Annotated in this window: 16 protein-coding genes; 12 read left to right on the top strand and 4 right to left on the bottom strand. The window is 43.6% G+C overall.

Annotated features, from left to right (window positions below):
- The first annotated feature begins 94 nt into the window (after positions 1-94).
- Entirely contained in the window at positions 95-988 is an 894-nt protein-coding gene (locus IEY48_RS17565) for a 1,4-dihydroxy-2-naphthoate polyprenyltransferase (RefSeq protein WP_268244302.1), read from the top strand.
- Between the two features lie 86 nt (positions 989-1074).
- Here IEY48_RS17565 and gnd read toward each other — a convergent pair whose 3' ends face one another.
- Positions 1075-2604, bottom strand: a complete 1530-nt coding sequence (gene gnd / locus IEY48_RS17560) for an NADP-dependent phosphogluconate dehydrogenase (RefSeq protein ID WP_188922668.1) — start codon at positions 2602-2604, stop codon at positions 1075-1077.
- Between the two features lie 547 nt (positions 2605-3151).
- Complete coding sequence (locus tag IEY48_RS17555) at positions 3152-5503, bottom strand: OmcA/MtrC family decaheme c-type cytochrome (protein ID WP_188922667.1); 2352 nt, start codon at positions 5501-5503, stop codon at positions 3152-3154.
- A 493-nt stretch (positions 5504-5996) separates the two neighbouring features.
- On the opposite strand from IEY48_RS17555, the gene IEY48_RS17550 reads away from it, so the two are divergent.
- Genes IEY48_RS17550 through IEY48_RS17540 form a run of 3 tightly spaced genes read left to right on the top strand, consistent with a single transcriptional unit; the run spans position 5997 to position 9444 of the window.
- A complete protein-coding gene (locus tag IEY48_RS17550; RefSeq protein ID WP_188922665.1) occupies positions 5997-6647 on the top strand; it encodes a 4Fe-4S dicluster domain-containing protein in 651 nt (216 codons plus the stop codon).
- A gap of 37 nt (positions 6648-6684) precedes the next feature.
- Positions 6685-8910 carry an aldehyde ferredoxin oxidoreductase gene (locus tag IEY48_RS17545; RefSeq protein ID WP_188922663.1) on the top strand — a complete coding sequence of 742 codons (2226 nt, stop codon included), beginning with the start codon at positions 6685-6687 and terminating at the stop codon, positions 8908-8910.
- Positions 8911-8925: 15 nt separating this feature from the next.
- Positions 8926-9444 carry a YdhW C-terminal domain-containing protein gene (locus IEY48_RS17540; RefSeq protein WP_188922661.1) on the top strand — a complete coding sequence of 173 codons (519 nt, stop codon included), beginning with the start codon at positions 8926-8928 and terminating at the stop codon, positions 9442-9444.
- Positions 9445-9574: 130 nt separating this feature from the next.
- Here the strand turns inward: IEY48_RS17540 and IEY48_RS17535 are convergent, their stop codons facing one another.
- Entirely contained in the window at positions 9575-11494 is a 1920-nt protein-coding gene (locus IEY48_RS17535; RefSeq protein ID WP_188922659.1) for a propionyl-CoA synthetase, read from the bottom strand.
- 317 nt (positions 11495-11811) lie between these two features.
- Between IEY48_RS17535 and IEY48_RS17530 the strand changes: the two genes are divergently transcribed.
- From IEY48_RS17530 to IEY48_RS17495, 8 genes are all read left to right on the top strand, one after another.
- A complete protein-coding gene (locus tag IEY48_RS17530) occupies positions 11812-12222 on the top strand; it encodes a MerR family transcriptional regulator (protein ID WP_188922657.1) in 411 nt (136 codons plus the stop codon).
- 117 nt (positions 12223-12339) lie between these two features.
- Positions 12340-13509, top strand: a complete 1170-nt coding sequence (locus tag IEY48_RS17525) for an isovaleryl-CoA dehydrogenase (RefSeq protein ID WP_188922655.1) — start codon at positions 12340-12342, stop codon at positions 13507-13509.
- 86 nt (positions 13510-13595) lie between these two features.
- Positions 13596-15203: a carboxyl transferase domain-containing protein gene (locus IEY48_RS17520; RefSeq protein WP_188922653.1), complete on the top strand. Its 1608-nt coding sequence runs from the start codon at positions 13596-13598 to the stop codon at positions 15201-15203.
- A gap of 37 nt (positions 15204-15240) precedes the next feature.
- Positions 15241-16056: an enoyl-CoA hydratase-related protein gene (locus IEY48_RS17515; RefSeq protein ID WP_188922651.1), complete on the top strand. Its 816-nt coding sequence runs from the start codon at positions 15241-15243 to the stop codon at positions 16054-16056.
- Positions 16056-18086, top strand: a complete 2031-nt coding sequence (locus IEY48_RS17510) for an acetyl/propionyl/methylcrotonyl-CoA carboxylase subunit alpha (protein WP_188922649.1) — start codon at positions 16056-16058, stop codon at positions 18084-18086. Before IEY48_RS17515 ends, IEY48_RS17510 begins: the two co-directional genes overlap by 1 nt.
- A complete protein-coding gene (locus IEY48_RS17505; RefSeq protein WP_188922647.1) occupies positions 18087-18977 on the top strand; it encodes a hydroxymethylglutaryl-CoA lyase in 891 nt (296 codons plus the stop codon).
- A gap of 68 nt (positions 18978-19045) precedes the next feature.
- A complete protein-coding gene (locus IEY48_RS17500; protein WP_188922645.1) occupies positions 19046-19750 on the top strand; it encodes a CoA transferase subunit A in 705 nt (234 codons plus the stop codon).
- Between the two features lie 13 nt (positions 19751-19763).
- Positions 19764-20420 (top strand): 3-oxoacid CoA-transferase subunit B, encoded by a 657-nt coding sequence (locus tag IEY48_RS17495; RefSeq protein WP_188922643.1) that lies wholly within the window; start codon positions 19764-19766, stop codon positions 20418-20420.
- Between the two features lie 53 nt (positions 20421-20473).
- Here IEY48_RS17495 and IEY48_RS17490 read toward each other — a convergent pair whose 3' ends face one another.
- The gene (locus IEY48_RS17490) at positions 20474-21331 is read right to left on the bottom strand and encodes a universal stress protein (RefSeq protein ID WP_188922641.1); all 858 of its coding nucleotides are present in this window, start codon (positions 21329-21331) and stop codon (positions 20474-20476) included.
- Positions 21332-21531: the final 200 nt, after the last annotated feature.

The raw sequence follows: 21531 nt of genomic DNA, 5'->3' as shown, positions 1-21531 counted from the left end.
ATAGTGATACACCGCAAAAATTCATATCTGCAGCTATTTTGAATTTTTGGTATGATATTAGCCATGACTAATCGACACTTTATATCAAAATATTATGCAACCTAGTTCAATGCAATCTTGGTTTCTTGCTATTCGTCCACGAACACTACCCGCAGCAATTGGTCCTTTGTTGGTAGGCAATATGCTTGCTATTGGCTTAAGCCAATTTAGCTTTGTTATCGCTTTTACTTCAATGTTATGCGCTGTTTTGTTGCAAATTGCAGTTAATCTAGCCAATGACTATTTTGATTTTAAAAATGGCATCGATACCGCTGAGCGTATCGGTCCAACCCGCGTCACCCAAAGTGGCATGATAGCGCCACATCAAGTCCGCAATGCTATGGTGGGCTGTCTCGTCACGGCGTTAGTTGTGGGCTCGCTTTTGATCGTCCATGGTGGTTGGCCAATTGCAATACTCGCGGCCGCATCAATACTAGGCGCCTTGTGTTATAGCGGCGGCCCTTACCCACTGGCATCTCATGGTTTGGGTGAAATAGCCGCATTTGTCTTTTTTGGTTTAGTTGCCGTAGTAGGCAGTTATTATTTACAAGCGGGAACCACTAACCTAACCGCATGGTTATTGGGCTGTGCAATTGGATTTTTTAACGCGGCAATCATGCTGGTTAACAATACCCGAGATATTTCAACCGACACTAAAGCGGGTAAAAATACCCTTGCGGTTCGAATAGGCGAAGAACAAGCCAAAGTCTTATATCAAAGCTTTGTATACCTGCCATTTGGTATCATCATCGCAGGCTTTTTATTAGGTTCTCTCGATGGATTACCGGTATTGCTGTCAGGTGTATCGTTGGTGATTGCGCGTAACTTAAGCCGCGAGTTTCATAACAACTCAGGCGAAGCACTTAATCCTATCCTTGGGCAAACAGCCAAGCTCACCATGATATTCAGCATATTATTTAGTGTAGGCTTGTTCTTTTCATTACGTTGATGTGACTCTGCTTTACATCTAATGAATCAAATTAATAAAAAAGGCGTCTCATGGATAATGAGACGCCTTTTTCAAACCTAAAATACCTACACTTTAGCTAATGTGCGCTGCTTAGCACTCCAGTCTAAATGGTATTTCTCACCTGCTGGCTTGTCTGTACGTTCAAACGTGTGCGAACCAAAAAAGTCACGTTGTCCTTGTAACAAGTTTGCCGGTAATGTCTCACAGCGGTAGCTGTCGTAATAAGCGATTGCAGAACTAATACACGGTGCAGGAATACCCTGCATAACAGAGGCCGCAACGGTTTTACGCCAGTTAAGGTGTTTTTGCGACAATGTCTGGCTAAAAGTGTCAGCCATTAACAAGTTAGCAAGATTTGCATCTTCTTGATAAGCCTGAGTGATTGACTGTAAGAAGGTTGCTCTAATAATACAACCTGCACGCCAAATCTTAGCAATTTCAGCAAAGTCTAACGTCCAGTTTTGCTCTTTGGCAGCCATAGCCATTAGCTGGAAGCCTTGGGCATAACAACACACTTTGGCGCAATATAGGGCATCTTCAAGGTTAGCAATAAATTCCGCTTTTTCAGCATCGCTCAATATCGCTTGAGCAGGTCCAGCTAACTTTGAACTTAATTGCATACGCAAGTCTTTCTGGGTACTGACGGCACGCGCATATACAGCTTCAGCGATAGTTGGCGCCGGGCAGCCAATTTGTAAACTGCTCACCGCTGTCCATAAACCAGTGCCTTTTTGGCCTGCTTTATCTAAAATCATTTCAACTAACGGTTTACCAGTTAATGGGTCAGCTTGTTGTAATACCTCAGCACTAATACCCATTAAGTAGCTGTTGAGTATGCCTTTATCCCATTTCTGGAAAATTGCACCAACTTCATGTGCAGATAGACCTAAACCATCGCTGAGTAACTGATAGGCTTCACAAATCAGCTGCATGTCAGCGTATTCAATGCCGTTATGAACCATTTTTACGTAATGGCCAGAACCCGCAGGACCAATGTAAGTCGTACAAGGCTCACCTTCCGTAACCGGATTACCTGGCTCAAAACGCTCAATCGGTAAACCCGTTTGTGGATCGACTTTAGCGGCAATGGCTTTCCAAATCGGCTCAACATAACGCCAGGCATTTTCGTCGCCACTTGGCATTAATGATGGACCAAAGCGAGCGCCAACTTCACCGCCAGATACCGCTGAGCTAAAAAAGGTAAATTGTCCTTTATATTTAGCTTCACGTTCTACGGTGTCAGTCCATAAGCTGTTACCCGTATCAATCACAATGTCTTGCGCTTCGATACCGGCTTCGATTAATGATTTACATACACCATCAACTGGGGCACCTGCAGGAACAGATAATACGATAACTCGAGGTTCAACTAAATTGGCGAGCATTTCTGAAAGATTATTACAGGCTTGCATGCGTTCAGCTACATCGGCTTTACGCTCACTTTTTTCTTGAGATACTGCAGCATTGACTTTTTGAGTATCTAAATCAAAAACAGCCACATGATAGCCGTTATCCGCGATGTTTAGTGCAAGGTTCTTGCCCATCACACCAAGGCCAATAACGCCGACGTGAGATTGTTGGGTGTGGTTATTCATAATATTTTTTCCACAGGTCACAGAGATTAATCGCGTAATGCGAATCCATTTGGTTGGCAATTATAGCGATTATTGTAACTAAATTACAGTCAAAAATGATGAGGCTCTATTGATAATATAAGCGAGTAACGTTTCAATTTCGTTTTGAACGATTGAGTTACCCTTCCAGTGGTAGCTCATCGGATTTTATTAGCACTTTCAAACAACGACTTTCGCTTGGGGGCGGCTCATCAACTCGTCTATTTTGAACGTCAAAATTGTCTGATGAACCGAAGGGGCTGAAACACCAAAGTACTTCTAGATATTGACCTGCGCTGGCGGATAACCATTCACTTTGCTGTAATATTAAATAAAGCGAGGTCTTGAACTTGCTTCACGCTAAATGCGCAAACCATTTCTTTCTCTTGGGGAGCGACACTCTCAAGGCTTTGTGAGCAATTATTGATTTTGATAGTTAAGAGTTACCTGTATGAGTAAAAAATATAGACTGGTACTTTACTGTACCAGCCTATATTACATTAAATATATAACCATGTTGAACTACAGCTTAATTTACACCATGCATTACATCGACACCTTCAGATTGTCCTTCTGCATGACAAAGAATACAGCTTTCATTGCCGGGTTGATAAATAGCACCTGAAGTTGCATCCGCCTGATAAATACCACCAAATGTTCGGGCATGACCGACCCATTGATCAATATTGCTATGGCAAGTGGCACACACTGACACCGTAGGCGAATACTCGGCTGTTTGACCCACTGATGTAGCATCTTGACTTGCGACCACTACTGAACTTTCATTGGTTAGATTTGTTAGCGTTAACTGGCCTTCATCATGACAAGCACGACAATTACTAACCTTTTCAGGGTATGTCATCATTTCACGATCACCATCAATAGTATCTTGAGTTGTACGTGTATTAGCATGCAATGAATGCACTAATTCACGATAACTCAAAGTATTCTCAAGTGTTCTAGAGGCTTTAATACTCGCTTCACCAGGGGTATGCATAACTGTCGCATTCATGAATTTAACCATGTTGTTACTGTGGCAACTCTTACAACTTCCATCAGCCAAGTCTGTGGCGATTTGTGGTGCATGGCATGAACCACATTCAGCACCATTAGCAGGAGCAACAACCATAGAGTGAGCAGTATTGATACGCTCTTGGAACTGGTTATCATGACAGGCTACACACTTTTGCTCACTCACAAGTTCTGTGTATTTTGTCACACTGGTTGTTAGGGCAATAGCAGAATCAGCGACAACCTCTACCGAGGTTGCGGTTTCAGAGCTACATGAAGTCACAAGTCCAGTCTCTTCATCGCCACAAACAAATGCTTTAGCATATAAGGTACCAGTATCGGTCAATCCAAAGTTTGCAGTATTGATATCACTGATAACAACTGTAATTTTATTGCTATCTCTCACTAAGCTTATGTTATCTCCACCTGTAAGGATGTCCCAAACTAGACGTTGACCATTGTTAGCAGGTAAATCAGTTTGGTTTTCGTTACCCACCGCCACTAACCATAAATTTGCAAATGAAGGATCAACTTCAGGATTTAAACTCAGGGTATTAAACGTTAATTCAGCAGTTAATGTGCCCGCTTCACTATCTAAAACACTGCTAGTCAGTGCAAATTGATATTCCGTTGTTAAATTTTCAACAATATTGACCTTGGCATTGTGGAATAATGCAGAACCTAACGGATTGTTAGTATCTGGATGGCAACCGCTACAGCTCATTTCCCACGCATCAGGGAAAGCATCTCGGTCATGGAATAATCCAACTGCTGTACCATCCCAGTTTTCAGGCGCATATTCTTCATGGCAGCTTAAACAAGTCTCTTGGCCAGGATATTGATAAAAATCAGCTTGTGGGGCAACATCTTCAATATGACATTGTTGACATTGATGCATGTCACCAGGGTAAGTTACGCTACTGTAATCATGCACAGACCCATTGTAACCGACAATCACATAATCACTCTTATGAATTTTATGGATTAATGTCGCCATACCAATACTGGCGCCCGTTTCCGGATCGCCAGAATAACTGGTGTGACACATAACACATCCTTCATAATCAAAGCGTTTTCCACCGTGCATGATTAAACTATTTTCAGCAGATAAATCAGTAGTGTGACAACGATGACAACTTTGTTCCTGTGAAATTAGCACACGACTATCACCGGAATCAGCCTCCCCCCCCGTGAGAGGATCAAAATCAAAAGTTGTATTGACTAACATGGTAGAAGCGGACGCTTCTGAATAGGGTAATAATTCTAAATAAATACGATGAATTAATTCTGGGGCATAATCAGTATCAATACCATCAATTGCAGAATAATTTTCTAATGTTTGTTTGAAGGTATAACGGTATAGTCCATTACCTATCGATGTAATGCACTCCACACCGCAGTCAGTTTCGATGCCTGCTTGCCATTGAGCGCCTTTAAATTCATCCCACCCTGTTTCTAAATCGTTATCTGCCACATCACCAGGTTCAACAAGATTATTAATGTAACTAACCCACTGAGGTTGAGGAGAGACATCTGATGATTCTTCTGCTGTTACCATTTCTTGGCCGCTGTTTAATGGCCTTACTCGTTTTTGTTCAACGCCTAATTTGGCTATACCCGCCCCAAGTGTTGGAATAGAATCCAATTCATCCAAACCAACAACGGCAACACCGTTAGCATTACTTAAGTAAAAATCAAATGAAACAGCAAGACTTTCATCAATAGTCACTGACTCTATTGACGCTTTTAAAGAGGTAGCAGATAAAACAGAAACATTAATATCTTCATTGTCTACCTCTTCGCCTTCTGGATCATCTGAAGTGTCAGAACAAGCCGTCAGCGTCAATATGGGAATTAATAAAAATGGCATTATTAACCATAATTTATATTTCCTTTTTTTTAATTTTATATTCATCACAGATATCCCTTATTATTTTTAATCACAAACCAATCTATTTATAATGATTTATTATTTAAAAAAAACATATCGTGATAAAGATCAAGTAAACAAACTATCTACCGAATTATCTACCGAATTATCTGCAGGTAAATTATTAATATGTTAAAGCCAACAAACATAGATTTTCAAATTTTGCAATTTCAAAACCAACAATTAACAAAATCAAAAGCAAAAAAACTATAATTAAATAATTAATAATTAAATAAAAAACTCACATCGCAAAACTTTTTAAAAAGTGATTAATTTTATACATTAATAAACTTATAGAGACATTTTGGGAGAATATAAATCAAAACGTGATACTCATCACCTTAATATAAAGTTGGTTAACGAATACTTATAATAGATTAATTATAAACAATAATCATAATTTCAATTATTAACTAATTATAAGGAAATGAAAATGATTACTAGGAGAGCATTACTTGCTAATGGTGCTAAGGTCGCTGTTGGTACAGTGTATTACGGAACCTTAGCGAGTTTTTTAACGGGTTGTGGCAGTAGTGATGATACAAGTGAAAGCACCGTTGTTAAAGTCCTCCCTGGTGGGTTAATGGTCGTAAACCCTGTGTATTGTGTTGGCTGTCGTCGTTGTGAAATTGCTTGTAGTTGGAGCCATGGAACTTCTGCAGTAAGCCCGAGTACCGCAAGAATCAAAGTCGACAAAAATCTCAATTTTGGTCCTCATGGTGTACAACCAAATTATGAAGACCAACGCGGTGAACAAGGCGACGGCACTATTGTTCCGTCGACTTGTCGCCAGTGTGATGTCTGCATGACAGTTTGCCCTCAAGGCGCAATTTATGTCAATGAAACCACCGGAGCAAGAGTGGTCGACGAAGCGCTCTGTGTCGGTTGCGGTTATTGTGCTGACAAATGTCCACAGCAAGTCATCACTATTGATAGTATTACAAGGAAATCTCTTAAATGTGACCTTTGTGAAGGTAATCCAAACTGCGCCCAAGTGTGCCCAACTGGTGCTATCAAATTTTATACTTGGGAAGACGCCGTTGCTGCAGTAGAACAGCATGAGAAATATTTAACTCTCATTTAACTCTCATTTAAATATAAATAAATTTTAAGGAATCATTATGAGTAGTACATATGGCGGCTGGGCCGGTAATGTTTTACGCGTTAATTTAACTACAGGTCAAATAACAACAGAGTCAACAAATAAATACCACGATTATATTGGCGGCATGGGAATTGGTTATAAAGTTTTATGGGATGACCATGTCGATGGAATTAAAGCAACCGATGAAGAAAATAAATTAGTCATTTCAGCAGGCCCACTAAGTGGTTCTGGTGCGATATGCTCAGCAAGAACCACAATTACCTCTCGAAATCCTGTCATTAGAGGACATTTAATTACTGACGGACATTTTGGTGGCCATTTTTCCCCCGAGTTAAAATATGCTGGATATGATGCAATCATAATTGAAGGTAAATCTTCAACGCCAGTGTGGTTAAAAATTGTTGATGACAAAGTCACCTTAGAACCTGCTGATTCATTATGGGGTGTAGGTGTATTTGATACTTTTGCAACCGTTAGTAAAATGATGGGACAACAAGCACAAGTGGCTGCGATTGGACCTGCTGGAGAAAACTTAGTAGCGCAATCTACCTTTCAAACCCAAGGGGGGCATTCTGCAGGCGGACATGGTTCGGTATTAGGTTCTAAGAAATTAAAAGCAATCGGAATTATTGGTACCGGTCGTGTTGAAATTGCTGAAAGTACCACTAATGAGCAACTTCGAGCTCTTGACGATCACATCCTTGGTATTATTGGTGCAAATAATCAGGGTGTGGTTCCTAAAGAGCCTCAATCTTGGGCTGAATATAGTGGTGGATCCAGTCGTTGGCGCGGTGGTCCTGGTGTGACTTGGGGCGCTGCAGATGATCCAGTGATATTAGAAGAAACCCCTTGGGACGACCGCCAAAAGGTCGGTATGCGCACATCAATGGCCGAAATGTATTTTGGCCGTGAAGAAGCCAATAAAATCTTTAAACGCCCTGGTGGTTGTCACTCTTGCCCAATCCGGTGTTTTTGTGAACTCAAAAACCCTAAAATGAAAACTGAGTATAACTTACCAACAGAATACCTCACCAACACATGTATGGGATTTCTAGATCCTTGGTATTCAATGGGGAAACCTGGTAACGGTGAAAAAAAGACTGATATCATGACTATTGGTGGTTATTACATGGATGACTTAGCGATTTGGAGTGCTTATGGTCAATTGTCACACCTAATGCGCGAATTCACTAAACGTTCATTTTGGGAAATTTTATTACCCGCAGAAGAGTTTGCAGCCATAAACTGGGAACAGTATGCAAATCTAGATGCCCACTTTATGCAAGACTATTATACTCGTATTGGTTTAGCCAAATCTTATAATGGTTCGAATTATTTTGGACGCTTTTTAGGCACTGGATTACATAATTTCATTAACGATGAAGGCGAGCTATATAACATTCAAGATGTGCTTGATGGTGTTGAAACTCCTAGAATGGCGGAACTAACTTTTGCCCTTGAAGCAGATCTTGAACATGATTATGCAGGTAAAACTTACAGTGTATTCCTCGATGAAGGTACACATGTATTTAACCGTTCAATGGTGGGTGGTCTTCACCATGCGAGTGAAGCAGCTGGACAAGTTGGTGCATTATTGGCAACGGTATTTAACCGCGACCCACAATGTCATTCACACATAAACTTAATTAATTGCGGTCTGCCTTATGCAAAAATTGCTGAAGTAGCAGAATCAATGTGGGGCGAAAATGCTTTTGACCCTGTTAAACACTATACAGCGATGAATGTTGCTAAAGCCAAGTTTGCCAAATGGTGTTTAGTGAAAAACGTTCTGCATGATTCTCTTACTGTATGTAACTGGATGTTCCCACTCCTTGTCTCTCCAGACGTTAACAAAGACTATCTTGGTGATAGCTCAATTGAATCACAAATGTTCTCTCTTGTTACAGGGATTGAAACCTCCGAGCAAGAGCTTGATGATAAAGCAGAGAGAGTCTTACAACTTCACCGTGCATTAACAGTACTACAAATGAAAGAACCGGATCAACGTAACAACCATGATGAATTATGTGAGTGGGTATATGATATGGATCCTGAGGCTGCATTTGGTGATGAAGGTACGATTAAAATGGATCGTGACGACATACAGCTTGGACTAGATTTGTTCTACGAAGAAATGGGTTGGGATAAAGCAACAGGTGTACCTACTCGCGCTACCCTTGAGAGATTTAATCTTGGCTACGCAGCGGATAAACTTGAAAGCTTAGGGCTATTACCTGCCTAATTCGATGGTGAAATTATGATTGAATTAGTGGATTATATTCGCTTATTGAGTCGAGATGGCCGCTTAGTTACTGCAGATCAGATTATTGCAGTAGCAGGTCTGGAATTAGAGATAGAAGATATTAATGAAGCCTATGAAGCATTAATTGAAGATGAACAATATGCTGATATTATATTGATTGAAGCAAAAGATGACTCTTACTTTTACTCTAAAAAATACATTGTAAAGAGCTATGCTGAACAATGGATTGGTGTCCACAATGGTGACTTACTCGACACGATTGCGAATGAAGTTAGACGTTATGGTGCGTTAGGAGAATTGGTTGATGCAAATAATTTTACGCATCCACCTTATCATCTAGAAAAAACTAAGATAGATGAACTAATTGATGAGTTTCACGCTGCTGGAGGATTTGATGATATATCTATTCAAACAGCCAATGATGGATCAAAACAATTTTTTTCAACTGACTTTTTAACCGTCAAGTACGCATCGGTTTTGGGTAATATAGATCCTTTTGAATATTCTGCATAACCCAAAAATATAAAAGATAATAAAGTGCCAAGTTTATACTCGGCACTTTTTTCATATTTAAACCTACATCTAGGGTCTGTCAACTCAAAACAGCCTCGTCTCAACATTGTTAACCAAGTCAGCAAGCTAATTAAACAAATAACTCCTTCGCCAATGCATCGGCATAGCCCATCTTGGTCAATGTAGTGCGAATAATATCTAAGGTCATTGGATCTTCAATCGTTGCAGGAACAGTGTACTCATTGTTATCAGCAATTTTACGCATGGTCGCCCGCAAAATTTTACCAGAACGCGTTTTAGGCAGCTTTTGCACTGCACTGACTAATCTAAATGACGCTACCGGGCCAATTTCGTGACGCACTAATGCAAGCAACTCTTTATAAAGCACTTCATCAGATAAGGTCACCCCATTTTTAAGGACTACTAAGCCCAAGGGCACCTGGCCTTTTAGTTTGTCTTGCACGCCAATAACCGCAGCCTCAGCAACGGCTTCGTGCTGACACAATACTTCTTCAAAACGGCCCGTTGATAGTCGGTGACCGGCAACATTAATGATGTCGTCAATACGGCTCATAATATACAGGTAGCCATCGTCATCGATGTAACCTGCATCCCCTGTTAAATAATAACCGGGGTACATAGACAAATAACTGTCAATATAACGTTTATCATTTTGCCAAAGTGTTGTGAGCGTGCCAGGTGGCAAGGGCTGCTTAATCACTACGTTGCCGCTTTCATTGTTGGCCACTTGCTCGCCCATCGCATCTAAAATTTCTACCTGATAACCCGGTACCGCCCTAGCGGGTGAACCGGCTTTAATTTCAATAGGGTTAGTTCCCATCAAGTTGGCGGCAACAGGCCAGCCAGTTTCGGTTTGCCACCAATGGTCAACAACGGGTTTACCTAATTGTTGCTGACTCCAATTAAGCGTTTCAGGATCGCAGCGCTCACCCGCTAAATACATTTGCTTAAGGCAAGTAAGATCAAATTGCTTAATAAATTCACCTTCAGGATCTTCTCGCTTAATAGCACGGATAGCCGTAGGTGCAGTAAAGAAACTACGCACTTGTTTTTGTTCGATAATACGCCAAAATGCGCCTGCATCTGGAGTGCCTATCGGTTTCCCCTCATACATTATCGTCGTTGCGCCCACCAACAGTGGACCGTAGACAATATAAGAGTGTCCCACAACCCACCCCACATCTGACGCCGCCCAAAATACATCACCAATACCAACATCATAGATATGCTTCATCGACCATGCTAAGGCAACAGCATGACCACCATTATCGCGCACCACTCCTTTAGGTTGCCCTGTTGTTCCCGAGGTATACAGCACGTATAAGGGGTCTGTCGCTTCTAATGACACACAATCAACATCCGGTGCATCAACTAATGCACCGTACCAATCAAGATCTCGCGGAGTATGCAGTTCTGCTTGGTATTCAGTACGATTTAAAATAATGCAATGATCCACTTTATGTTGCGCTTGAGATAATGCATCGTCCAATAACGGTTTGTACGGCACCACACCAGATGGCTCAATACCGCAAGAGGCTGACAAGATTAACTTAGGTTTGGCATCATTAATTCGAGTTGATAATTCATTGGCAGCAAAGCCACCAAATACCACAGAGTGAATCGCACCAATGCGCGCACACGCTAACATGGCATAAGCGGTTTCTGGCACCATAGGCATGTAAATGACCACGCGGTCACCTTTCGTCACACCCAATGATGTCATTAAACCCGCTAGGCGTTTAACTTGAGCCAATACAGAGTCGTAGTTAATAGAATATTCATTTTGAGTCACAGGGCTAATATAATGGATAGCCGTTTGTTCGCCTCGACCCGCAAGCACATGACGGTCGACTGCGTTAAAACAAGTGTTCATTTTGCCATCTGCAAACCAGCGATAAAAAGGCTTGTTACTGTCGTCTAACACCGTGTTCGGTGCAATGTCCCAACTGATGGCCTCTGCAGCTTGTTGCCAAAATACTTCGGGCTCGGCTATCGATTGTGCGTGCATTGATAGTCCTAAGTCAGCCATATTGCTCTCCATTAATTAGCGTGTATTGCAATGATTATGAGCAGAATTAATTAAATAGCCCTATTAGACAAAGGGATAATAGACGATAAAATCTTCAAAAAAACCTTAGGTTTCAACTGCCTGCCCACCTTAAAACCGGCTTTATTCGTTAACATAAAAAAGTTCGATATAACAGTTGGTTAAGGTATAATAGAGATTCATTCACCAAAATAATGTAATACTCCAAACAGCAAAAATGGTCAAATTACGCCCCGCAAACTTTACCTTTACGTAAACTTCATATATCTTGCATCAAAAGAAACCATTTTGGTGACATGATGAGCACAATCCATAGCCCACAATCCACATATTCAATTAGTGACTTATCAAAAGAATTTGATATCACCACCCGTAGCATTCGTTTTTACGAAGACCAAGGCTTAATCAAACCTAAGCGTCGCGGACAAACCCGCATTTACAGTTTAAAAGATCGCGTTCGATTAAAGCTTATTTTACGAGGTAAGCGCCTTGGATTTTCACTAGCAGAAACGCGCCGACTGTTTGAGCTTTACGATGCCGATAAAAGCAGTTCTACTCAGCTCAACACCATGCTTGATTTGGTTAACGAAAAGAAATCGGCACTGCAACAACAAATGGACGACATTAAAGTGGTGCTGATGGAACTCAATTCAGCCGAACAGCAATGCAAAGCGGCATTAGAAGATAACAACAGTAAAAAGGTTAAGTAATCACAACATGGCTGACTCAATTCAGCCAGAGCGTTACCCCACTGCCTAAAACGTACCCTATAACGTTGGCAGTCATGTTTGACAGACAATAATAAAAATTCAACAGGACACAAGCAAATGAGCGACTTATATACCAGCCTAAACTTCGGCTTAGGTGAAGATGTAGATATGTTACGTGATGCCGTACGTGGTTTTGCCGCTAACGAAATCGCCCCTATGGCTGCCCAAGTCGATATCGACAATGCCTTCCCTAATCAATTATGGCCAGTACTTGGCGATATGGGTTTATTAGGTGTCACTGTTGATGAGCAATATGGTGGCGCTAACATGGGCTACCTTGCTCACGTTGTCGCAATGGAAGAAATCTCCCGCGCATCTGCCTCTATCGGTTTAAGCTACGGCGCCCACTCAAACTTGTGTGTTAACCAAATTAATCGCAACGGTAATGACGCTCAAAAAGCCAAATATTTACCCAAGCTCGTCAGCGGCGAACACATTGGCGCCCTTGCCATGAGCGAACCGAATGCCGGTTCTGATGTGGTGTCAATGAAGCTACATGCCTGCAAACAAGGTGACCGTTACATCCTTAACGGCAATAAGATGTGGATCACTAACGGTCCAGACGCCCACACCTATGTTATTTACGCCAAAACTGACATAGATAAAGGCGCCCACGGCATTACCGCGTTTATCGTTGAGCGTGGCTACAAAGGATTTAGTCAGGCGCAAAAACTCGACAAGCTTGGTATGCGCGGATCGAACACTTGTGAATTGGTATTTGAAGACTGTGAAGTGCCAGAAGAAAACATCTTAGGCGGCCTCAACAACGGCGTAAAAGTATTAATGAGCGGGCTAGATTATGAGCGCGTTGTGTTATCGGGCGGCCCCTTAGGCATTATGTCCGCTTGTATGGACATCGTCGTGCCTTACATTCATGAGCGCGAACAATTCGGCCAATCTATTGGTCAATTCCAATTAGTGCAAGGCAAACTGGCTGATATGTACACGGGTATGAATGCAGCTCGCTCATATGTTTACAGCGTAGCAAAATCCTGTGATCGCGGTGAAACCACCCGCAAAGATGCCGCAGGCGCGATTTTATACAGTGCAGAACTGGCCACTAAAATGGCTTTAGATGCCATTCAATTACTCGGCGGCAATGGTTATGTTAACGAATACGCCAGCGGCCGTTTATTGCGTGACGCTAAGCTTTACGAAATTGGTGCAGGAACCTCAGAAATTCGCCGCATGCTCATTGGCCGCGAACTCTTTAACGAGTCTAAATAACTTAATCTTGCCCACTAGGGCGACAAACCAGCATGTTACGTCGCCCTAATCACGTCCCTATTTTTTGCTTCATCAAGGATATAGAAATGACGCAACTAAGCAGCCGTATCAATCCTCGCAGTGACGAATTTAAAGCCAAGTCAGACAGCATGGCGTTACTCGTTGACGACCTTCAACAAAAGCTCGCAAAAATCGAACAAGGTGGCGGCCCTGTGGCACTTGAACGTCATCTTTCGCGTGGCAAATTATTACCGCGTCAGCGCGTCGAAAAGCTGCTTGACCCTGGTTCACCTTTTTTAGAAATATCGCAATTTGCTGCCTACGAAGTCTATGACGAAGAAGTCCCTGCCGCAGGGGTTATTGTCGGTATTGGCCGGGTCAGTGGTGTTGAGTGCATGATTATCGCCAATGATGCCACGGTAAAGGGCGGCACGTATTACCCTATTACGGTTAAAAAGCATTTACGCGCGCAAGAAATTGCCAGCCGTTGCCATTTACCGTGTATCTACTTAGTTGATTCAGGCGGCGCGAATTTACCCCGCCAGGATGAAGTGTTTCCAGACCGCGATCATTTCGGGCGAATTTTTTACAATCAGGCGCAAATGTCAGCCAAAGGCATTCCGCAAATTGCAGTGGTAATGGGGTTATGTACCGCTGGCGGCGCTTATGTCCCCGCCATGGCAGACGAGTCGATTATCGTTAAAGAGCAAGGCACCATTTTTTTAGCCGGCCCTCCCCTTGTTAAAGCGGCTACCGGTGAAGAGGTCAGTGCCGAAGAACTTGGCGGCGCAGAAGTGCACACTAAAATATCCGGTGTTGCCGATCATTTAGCCCAAAATGATGAACACGCACTAGAGCTTGCTCGCCGTGCAGTGCTGCGTCTTAATCATCAAAAAGAAATCAAAAGCTTATTAAGCCCGGTCAAACCACCACAATTCGACATCCATGAATTGTACGGCATTGTCGGCACCGATCTTAAAAAGCCATTCGATGTAAAAGAAGTCATTGCCCGCGTGGTTGATGATTCTGACTTTGACGAATTTAAAGCCAATTACGGCGCAACCCTAGTGTGTGGTTTTGCGCGTATTCACGGTTACCCCGTCGGCATTGTCGCCAATAATGGCATCTTGTTTTCTGAATCTGCCCAAAAAGGCGCTCACTTTATTGAACTTTGTTGCCAACGCAAAATTCCGCTGTTATTCCTGCAAAATATCACCGGCTTTATGGTGGGTAAAAAGTACGAACACGAAGGCATAGCCAAACACGGCGCCAAAATGGTGACTGCGGTTTCTTGTGCCAATGTGCCTAAATTTACCGTGATTATCGGTGGCAGTTATGGCGCGGGTAACTACGGCATGTGCGGCCGTGCATTTGAACCCACCATGATGTGGATGTGGCCAAACGCGCGTATCTCGGTAATGGGCGGCGAACAAGCTGCTGGCGTACTAGCCACCGTGCGCCGCGATGGTTTAGCCCGTAAAGGTGTTGAATGGTCAGCAGAAGATGAACAAACATTCCGTAAACCCATTGTTGAGCAATACGAAAAAGAAGGTCATCCGTATCATGCCAGCGCCCGACTTTGGGACGATGGCATTATTGACCCGGCGCAAACCCGCGATGTTGTTGGCCTGGCGTTATCGGCAGCATTAAATGCTCCTATTGAAGACACCCGCTTTGGGGTGTTCCGCATGTAATTGTGCGGTTAATTCAACTGACTAGGAGACAATAAAAATGACATCTACACCCTATAAACACATTGTATGCAGCCTTGAGCAAGGTGTGGCGCAACTCGTGCTAAACCGCGCAGAAGTACATAATGCCTTTGATGAAGTGATGATTAGCGAGATGATCCAGGCTATCGAACACTTTGCCAAAGACAGCCAGTGCAATATGTTGATATTGCGTGCTAATGGCAAAAATTTCAGCGCTGGAGCCGATCTTAATTGGATGCGCAAACAAGCCCAAATGGATTTTGAGCAAAACCTCACCGACGCCCACGAGCTTGCCAAGTTAATGCACGTACTCGACAAATTCCCAAAACCGACCATTGCCCTTGTGCAAGGTGCCGCGTTTGGTGGCGCATTAGGCTTAATTTGTTGCTGCGATATTGCCATTGCTAATACTCGCGCCAGTTTTTGCTTAAGCGAAGTCAAACTCGGGCTTATTCCTGCGGTCATTAGCCCGTATGTGGTTCGTGCCATGGGTAATCGCCAATCGCGTCGCTTTATGCTCACCGCTGAACGCTTTAGTGCTGATGTAGCTTTAACCCATCAAGTTATTCATGAAATTAACGATGATTTAGATGCAGCGGCGACCCCTTTTATCGCCGCATTTAATGCCAACAGTCCTCAGGGCATGGCATGGGCAAAAAATCTTGTATCGCATTTAGAAAACGGCGTGATTGACGACGCTACGCTCAATTTTACCAGCGAGCAGATTGCTCGTATTCGTGTATCAGATGAAGGCCAAGAGGGACTTAATGCCTTTTTTGAAAAAAGACCGCCTGCATGGCAACACCTAAAATCTGATCCACAAGGAGCCCAATAATGTTTACCAAATTACTGATTGCTAACCGTGGTGAAATTGCTTGCCGTATTATTAAAACCGCGCAGACCATGGGTGTTCGCACCATCGCCCTTTATTCCGATGCCGACAAAGATGCCCGCCATGTGGCCATGGCTGATGAGTCGTTTTACCTAGGCGGCAGCGCCCCTGCTGACTCGTATTTAAAAACCGATTTAATTATCGAGATTGCCAAAAAATCGGGCGCTGAAGCGATTCACCCTGGTTATGGTTTTTTATCTGAAAATGCCGAATTTGCCCGTCAATGCGAGCAAAATGGCATAGCCTTTGTTGGCCCTGGTAGCGATGCCATTGATGCCATGGGCAGTAAAAGCGCCGCCAAAGAAATCATGTCAAAAGCCAATGTGCCCTTAGTGCCGGGTTATCACGGTGACGATCAAACCGATGCCACCTTAATCGCCGAAGCAAAAGCTGTTGGCTTCCCGTTACTGATTAAAGCGGCCTACGGCGGCGGTGGTAAAGGGATGCGTATCGTTGAAAACGAGGGTGAAATTCTCGACGCTATAAAGTCTGCGCGCCGCGAAGCCATCTCATCATTTGGTAATGACAAACTGCTCATGGAGCGCTACTTACGTCAACCGCGCCATGTTGAAGTGCAGGTGTTTGCCGACACACAGGGTAATGCTATTTATTTATCAGACCGAGATTGCTCTATTCAACGTCGCCATCAAAAAGTGGTTGAAGAAGCGCCTGCTCCGGGGTTGTCTGACGAGCTTCGCGCACAAATGGGTAATGCTGCCGTGGCTGCTGCTCAAGCCATTGATTATGTTGGCGCGGGCACGGTTGAGTTTTTGCTCGACACCGACAACAGCTTCTACTTCATGGAAATGAACACTCGTTTGCAAGTAGAGCACCCAGTAACTGAAATGGTGACAGGCCAAGACCTCGTAAAATGGCAGTTGATTGTTGCCAGTGGTGGCGAATTGCCGCTGCGCCAAGATGAAGTGCGTATTCATGGCCATTCATTTGAAGTGCGCATTTACGCTGAAGACCCACAAAACGAATTTTTACCTGCCAGCGGTAAACTCAACTTTTTACGTGAGCCTGAACAAAACCGCCATGTGCGCATCGACTCAGGCATTCGTGAAAACGATGTCATCAGTAACTTTTACGACCCGATGATCGCCAAATTGATTGTGTGGGACGAGTCACGTCCTCGCGCGCTGCAACGTTTAGTCCATGCGCTTGAGTCATATCAAATTAGCGGTCTTAAACATAACATCGAATTTTTAGCCAATATTGCAGAGCACCCTGCTTTTGCTGCAGCCGATTTCTGCACTGACTTTATTGAGCGCTATGGCGACACCTTAATTGGTGATGCTGCTATTGAAGCCGATACCGCGTTAGCTCTAGCAGGTCTGTTTCAAGTGTTATCTCGCAAACAAGCGGCAAAAGCTCTGGCCATCAATAGCGCCGATCCTTACTCGCCTTGGGGCCAAGTCAGTGGCTTTAGACTCAATAGCTCTAGCGTGCATCATGTATCCCTATTAGCCGATACAACCACGGGCACGCTACAACATGATTTAGTGATTACCGCCATGGGTGAGCAATATCAATTATGCTTACACGACCAAGTGCTGAACTTAGCGGGCGAACTAAAAGCCGATTTACTGCTTGCTGAAATCAACGGCCATAAAAGCAAAGTGCCTGTTAGCCATCAAGGCGATGACGTGACCTTATTTTTACCTTCTGGCAGCTATCACTTTAAAGCCATTTTGGCTCAAGTCGTTGAGGAAGTGGTCAACCATGCAGATAAACTTAAAGCGCCAATGAATGGCACGGTTGTGACACATTTAGTCGAAGTGGGCCAACACGTTAAAGCCGGCCAAGGCTTATTAGTGATGGAAGCCATGAAGATGGAATACACCATTGAAGCGCCATTTGACGGTGTGGTGAGCGAGTTTTATTTCCAAAGCGGTGAGCTTGTTAGCGATGGCGCACAACTGTTAAACGTTGAACCATTAGCCACTGAAGCCAACGCCGAGGAAGCATAAATGTTACCGACTAACGTGAGTATTTTTGAGGTCGGCGCCCGTGACGGCTTGCAAAATGAGGTGCCTGTTAGCACTGCAGACAAGTTGATATTAATCACACAACTTGCCGAAGCCGGCATTAAACGTATTGAAGCAGGCAGCTTTGTGTTACCTAAATGGGTGCCGCAAATGGCTGACTCGAATGACATATTGCGTCAAATAAAGCGTAAACCCAATGTGGTTTACAGCGCCCTCACCCCTAATCTAAAAGGGTTTGAGTTAGCATTAGCGGCTGGCGCTGATGAAGTGGCTATTTTTGGCGCCGCGTCAGAAAGCTTTAGTCAGAAAAATATTAATTGCTCTATCGATGAGTCAATCGCACGCTTTGCTCCACTTATCGAAGCGGCACAAAAGCACAACATTCGGGTTCGAGGGTATGTATCTTGTGTGCTCGGTTGCCCATACGAAGGCAATATTGCAGTGAGTGAAGTCGCGAGAGTCTCTGAGATCCTCTACCAAATGGGTTGTTACGAAATATCATTAGGCGACACTATTGGTGTGGGTACACCCAATAAAGCGCGGCAAATGGTAGAAACTGTCGCCAAAGGGGTGCCTGTTGATAAATTAGCCCTGCACTTTCATGACACCTATGGCCAAGCATTAGCCAACATATTCGCCTGCCTTGAAACCGGTGTTAGCGTGTTTGACGCCTCGGTTGCTGGCCTTGGTGGTTGTCCATACGCCAAAGGTGCGTCGGGCAATCTCGCCACTGAAGATTTAGTCTACATGCTCCATGGTATGGGGATTGATACCGGCATTGATTTAACTAAGCTTGCATTAGCGGGCGACAACATTAGCCGCGTGTTGGGGCGCACTAATGGGTCTAAAGTGGCAAATGCAATCAGAACATAATCACATATACTCACACTGGTTAGCAGAAAAATACTCACCGTTGTGAACATAACAATAAGGACAACAAGATGGCAGGATTCAATAAAGTCGTCCACAGCTATGACGAAGCACTAGCAGGACTGAATGACGACATGACCATTATGGTCGGCGGCTTTGGTTTGTGTGGCATTCCAGAAGGCTTAATTAACCACATGGTTAAATTGGGTGTAAAAGGCTTAACCGCCATTTCAAACAATGCTGGGGTTGATGATTTTGGTTTAGGCTTATTGCTTAAACAACATCAAATTTCGACCATGATTGCCTCTTATGTTGGCGAAAATGCCACCTTTGAACAACAAATGTTGTCTGGTGAGCTTAATGTCATACTCACGCCACAAGGCACATTGGCCGAAAAAATCCGTGCCGGCGGCGCCGGTATTCCAGCCTTTTTTACTGCCACAGGTTACGGCACGCCAATAGCTGACGGCAAAGAAACCCGCGAAATTAAAGGTCGTCATTACGTATTAGAAGAATCATTAACGGCAGATTTTGCCTTAGTTCGCGCGTGGAAAGCAGACACCATGGGTAATTTAGTGTTTCGTAAAACCGCCGCCAACTTTAACCCAATGATGGCTACCGCAGGCAAAATTACCGTCGTCGAAGCTGAAGAGATTGTTGAACCAGGCGAGCTCGATCCAGACCACATCCATACACCCGGTATTTATGTTGACCGCGTCATCAAAGCCAGCTTTGAAAAACGTATCGAACAACGTACCGTTAAAGCTGCGAAATAAGGGAGATAACACCATGGCATTGACCAGAGAACAACTCGCCCAGCGCGTAGCAAAAGAATTACAAGACGGCTTTTACGTAAACCTTGGTATTGGTATCCCGACCCTTGTGGCTAACTATATTCCACAGGGCATGCAAGTGATGCTGCAGTCTGAGAATGGCTTATTGGGTATGGGCGAATTCCCTACCGAAGAGACAATTGATGCAGACCTTATTAATGCGGGTAAACAAACGGTTACCGCTGTGCCTGGTGCATCATTTTTTTCATCGGCAGAGAGTTTTGCGATGATCCGTGGCGGCCACGTAGATCTTACCGTACTAGGTGCATTTGAAGTGGATGTTAATGGATCAATCGCCTCATGGATGATCCCAGGAAAACTGATTAAAGGCATGGGCGGCGCAATGGATTTAGTCGCTGGCGCTGACAACATTATTGTCACCATGATGCACGCAGATAAACGTGGTAACTCTAAATTGTTATCCACCTGCGAGCTACCGTTAACCGGATATGGCTGCATTAAACGGGTAATGACCGACTTAGCCTTTATGGAAATTAAAGACGGTGCATTTCATTTGCTCGAACGTGCACCAGGCGTAACAGTTGATGAAATTGTGGCTAAAACTGCGGGTAAGCTCGTGGTACCAGACCATGTGCCTGAAATGACGTTTTAAGATTTAAGTGTCATTTGCAATAAGCCCGGTTTTTACCGGGCTTTTTTTAAGCATTATTCTTCGGTTGGGATAACCAATACATTGCTGCGCATCCGGCTTAAAATGGCTTCTGCAGTATTGCCAATAATTCGTCCTAACAATCCTTGGCGCTGCCTTGCTCCTACTACAAAATATTGGCTTTTTAAGCGGCAGGCTAATTCAAATAAACACAACTCTGGCTCACCAGTAATAATGTGCATGCAATCTGCTTCGACACCAATTTCAGCAATTTTTTGTTTATGCTCCACATACGCCTTTTTCACTAGGGCATTAATATCAAGCAAATCCATATCGCGAACAATTTGCGGAATTCTGAGTACGTAAGCCACATGTAATGTTGTCCCCGTTGCTTTCGCAAACTGCTTTCCATGGGCTATTACGGCATCATTAAGACGTTGTTTCGCAGGGTTACTGGTGCCTAGGTCGATTGAGACTAACGTGGTGTTACCATTATTTAACGGATTGTTTGTTAACAATAGTAATGGTACTTTGGTATGGCGTATAAGCTGCCAATCGGTCGGTAAATAATGGTCGGCATAGTGAACCGCTTTAACCATTAAATCAAAGCCATGACGCTGCGCATGGCTGCAAGCATGTTCAAAAAGATACTTACTCCAAATCACATGCAATGGCACATCTTCAGCATCGAGCGTATCTAAATGGGCTTGTAATTGTTTTTCTCGTTGAGTCATTAAGGCTTTTTGAGCCACGCCCGCTAACCTTGGGTTATCACGGTCGGCACCACTTAAATAAGCATAAGTATAAGCAAACACCTCGGCTTGTTTATTTAATTGCTTCGCTAATGCTAACCCATGAGCAATAGCATCTGTGTGGGCTCTTTCCATTTGAGCAATAACAAACATTTTGTTCATTTAAATCTCCTTATGGGCGTGCTAATGATTAATGTTGTGTCCTAGGTCCTATATACCCAAACAACCTGAAGATACTCGATTTCAGCAAGAATTTACACGCGTTTAGGCAAGGCATTGATTGCAGGTAATGGTTGTTCCCTTTCCAAAATCAATAACGCAGCATAAACGCGTGTAAAACTTGCCCTTTGGGAGTTTCACCG

The organism is Shewanella saliphila, from assembly GCF_014648295.1.
Taxonomy (GTDB): Bacteria; Pseudomonadota; Gammaproteobacteria; order Enterobacterales; family Shewanellaceae; genus Shewanella; species Shewanella saliphila.
The sequence above is the reverse complement of the archived record's forward strand: the minus strand, read 5'-3'. Positions and strand labels throughout refer to the sequence as shown.